This window comes from Methanobacterium sp. (assembly GCA_012838205.1).
Classification (GTDB): Archaea; Methanobacteriota; Methanobacteria; order Methanobacteriales; family Methanobacteriaceae; genus Methanobacterium.
The window spans coordinates 1-3,464 of the sequence record DUPR01000053.1 but is presented as its reverse complement, the minus strand read 5'-3'; the positions used below and the strand labels follow the sequence as shown (position 1 = coordinate 3,464).

Annotated in this window: 5 protein-coding genes; 2 read left to right on the top strand and 3 right to left on the bottom strand. The window is 33.9% G+C overall.

Annotated elements, in window-relative coordinates; all coding sequences use genetic code 11:
* A partial coding sequence (locus GXZ72_07885) for a hypothetical protein (protein ID HHT19464.1) occupies window positions 1–142 on the bottom strand: 142 nt, incomplete at its 3' end.
* A gap of 191 nt (window positions 143–333) precedes the next feature.
* Here GXZ72_07885 and GXZ72_07880 point away from each other — a divergent pair.
* The gene (locus tag GXZ72_07880) at window positions 334–522 is read left to right on the top strand and encodes a hypothetical protein (GenBank protein HHT19463.1); all 189 of its coding nucleotides are present in this window, start codon (window positions 334–336) and stop codon (window positions 520–522) included.
* A gap of 111 nt (window positions 523–633) precedes the next feature.
* Here the strand turns inward: GXZ72_07880 and GXZ72_07875 are convergent, their stop codons facing one another.
* Entirely contained in the window at window positions 634–969 is a 336-nt protein-coding gene (locus GXZ72_07875) for a hypothetical protein (protein HHT19462.1), read from the bottom strand.
* Between the two features lie 251 nt (window positions 970–1,220).
* Here GXZ72_07875 and GXZ72_07870 point away from each other — a divergent pair, with 251 nt between their 5' ends.
* On the top strand, window positions 1,221–2,447 hold the full coding sequence (locus tag GXZ72_07870) for a DUF1616 domain-containing protein (protein ID HHT19461.1): 1,227 nt from the start codon (window positions 1,221–1,223) through the stop codon (window positions 2,445–2,447).
* Between the two features lie 9 nt (window positions 2,448–2,456).
* On the opposite strand, the gene GXZ72_07865 is transcribed toward GXZ72_07870, so the two are convergent.
* Window positions 2,457–3,464 (bottom strand): undecaprenyl-phosphate glucose phosphotransferase (locus GXZ72_07865; protein ID HHT19460.1); only part of this gene is annotated, 1,008 nt, incomplete at its 5' end.

Sequence of the window (3,464 nt, the reverse complement as noted above, 5' to 3'; positions counted from 1 at the left end):
TTTTACCAATTATTTCAACAATATCACCAGGATTTGCGCCAATTTCATTCATTAGATCATGGTCTATGCGCACCATCCCTTTGCCCACATCCTGTTGCAGTGCTTCAGCGACTCTTAACTCGATTTCACCATTTTCAGGCAATTTTGATCCCTCCATAATAATTAAAATAGTTTTTTATCTAGTCATTAATACTATTCTGGTGATGTTTAATCTATGTGGAAGATGGTTTAAATTATTGTTGATTTCCACCTAATCCTATTACTTCTCAAACGCTCTGTATCTCTTGCCTTAAATATGTTGAAGACCTCATTTCCTAATAAAGGAGGAATAAGATGCAAAAAAGTTACAGGAAGAATGGGATTCCAGATTTAAGGAGAAGAACACATTATTGGGATGAAATAGATCTTAAATACTTGGCTATGCGTTACTTCATCCCAGTGGTGATCATGATTACAGTGCTCATGATCGGAGTAATGATGGTGGCTGCCACACCAAACTCAAACTTCCCTGCCACCATCTAATTATTTATTTTGTCTTAGAATTTAAAAAAAATAATAATATAAAGGATCACTCAGTCTTATAATTTTCAACTTATTGATCCTCTTATTTCATTACTTGTTTTCTCGATCCAACTAAGGTTCTGGATCAATGTCAGGTTCAGGTTGAGGTTCAGGTTCAGGAGGGTTTGGTGGACTTGGAGGCCTTTGGTTTGGTCTTGTATTTGACTGAGGAGTGGTTGCGCCGTTCTCATTCATTAGAAGATTTTGATTCAAATTGTCTGATTCTTCAGTAGATACGTCATCAGAAATAATACCACTGGAATCATTATTGGTGTTTTCTTGATAACCCACTTCAGTAATCAAGGGATCCGAGTCTGAACCTACAGCCCCTGGAATACCATAAAACCCAATAGACAAAATAAATATAATTGGGATCATCACACTCATCAGTTTATGATCTTTATTCATTGTAACACCTTTTATATTACATTTTTTCTTGGGATTAATATATATTTTGTTCGAACCATAACAACAGAACAGGAGTAATGAAGCATGATTCAATAAATAAAGCCATTACTTAATTCAATAAATATATGTAGCCTAATATTCATGTTTATTTAATTAATATTAAATTAATATTTACATTAACACTACTCACCAAACTAAATGATAATATTTATATTAATTCCCTGAACTCTATAAAAAAGAGGAGGATCACAATGAAACAAACATCATCCAAGGATTTGATGTTAATTTTTGTATTAGCATCAATCACTGCCCTATTCACATCAATCGGACCCCATAATTTTTTAGTTATTGATATTTCGTTACTTATAATGATTATTGCACTATCCGGATATTCGCTGATGTCATTAGTTTACCCTGAAGAGGATGCTCTTGGGATTTTAAAAAAACCTTTATTAATTGTGATGTGCAGCATTTTCATGGCTATTTTAATTAGTTTAGTACTTAAAATTTCCCCATTAAAACTGCATTTTAAAGATTTAACATGGTTTTTATCAATAATAACTGCATCAATCACCATTACATCTTACATTATACGTTTAACCTATTTTAAACCAATAAAGGAAACTGTAAAAGTTTTAGACAAACAGGGCCCCCTATCATTTAGGGAGTTATTGGATGTAAATCTAATAATTTTCACCATACTAAGTTTACTGATGATTATAACTGTCTTGGTTCCTCCTTTAAACAAAACCTCGGCTTGGATGCTTCCAGGCAGTCTTTTTGTGTGTTTAATACCAGGTTACTTGCTGTTGGAGGCTATATTCCCTAAAAATGATGATTTGGAATTGATAGAACGCTTTGCACTGAGTTCTGGTTCCAGTTTAATCTTAACTTCCATAATCGGCCTTATATTTAATTACACCCGATGGGGTATTCGTTTAGAATACATCCTCCTTGTAATGGCTGTAATCAGCTTGTTGTTATGTTTCATGATATTTATGCGAAGGAAAAAAATACCTTTATCCCAAAAAATCCGCATCCCTCAAATGGAAAAACTGTTGAGCATATTCCTTATTATCTGCATCTTACTGACAATTGGGGCAGCCGCTTACACATTTCTTAAACCAGAAGACTCCCTAATAAAGGATGAAAAAACTAACCTAACCAATTTTTATATTACTGAAAGTAATTCCAGTGCCAGTGCCAATACAATAAGCTTGGTATCAGGGAAACATTCAATTTTAAACATGGTTTTAGTGAATCAAGAAGGGTCAACTGTGAATTACCGAATATTAGTGCGAGTAAATAACAGCATCCTAAAACATGAAAACATTACCCTTGAAAACAATCAAAAAATTACAATTCCAATAAACTTCACCGCTGGAATACCTGGAAAAAGAAAGATGGAATTCATTATTTACAAGCTCCCAGACCAAACCCCCTATCAAAAAAAGATTGTGAATCTTAAAGTATCATAACTAAATCTGTTAATAAGCATTTTTATCCCGGAATAGATTAATTAAGGTTCTGAAAAAAATTTTCACATCCATAGATATTGTCCAGTTCTCCACATAATAAATATCATATTCAATCCTTTTAAAAATGGACGTATTACCACGATAACCATTTATTTGCGCCAATCCACTCATACCCGGACGTACATGGTGCTTAATCATGTATTTCGGAATTTCTTCCTTGAATTTTTCAGCTAAATGGGGACGCTCAGGTCTTGGGCCGATTAAGCTCATTTCTCCCTTTAATATATTGAATAGTTGGGGTAGTTCATCAATACTTGTTCTTCTAATAAATGAGCCAAATCTTGTGACCCGAGAGTCATTTTTAGTGGTCCATTTATATTTCTCTTTTTCTTCATCATGCAATTTCATACTGCGAAATTTGTACATTTTAAAAACTTGATGATCCTTACCAAATCGTTCCTGCTTAAAAATAATCGGACCCGGAGAACTTATTTTTACCATGATAGCGGTGATAAGTAAAAGAGGCGATAACAATATAAGGGAAGGAACCGCCAATAGCAGATCAATCATTCTCTTAATAAACTGGTTTAAACGATTATCCAAGGGTACATATCTAATTTTTATAAGGGGAATGTCTTCTATCATCCCTACATGTGGTTTTGAAGATAAATAACCATAATAGTCTGGTATGATCTCTGCCCTAACTCCACTTTTTTCACAAGTTTCAATTATCCAATTCATAAGCTCTTTATGGGTTGGGGATAATGCTATAATAATCCGGTCAACTGTGTTCATTTCAATGACATTTTCTAAGTCTTTTAGTTTTCCTAAAACCTTTAAACCGCAAATTGTATCCTTTTCCGGATCGTCATCTAAAAATCCGATAATCCTATAACCCATATATTCGTTTTGGATGATGATTCTGGCAAATTTCTGGCCCAGTTTCCCTGCCCCTATAACTAGGATGTATTTGATGTTGTATCCCTGGGTTCTGATATACTTAAGAAACTGGCGGAG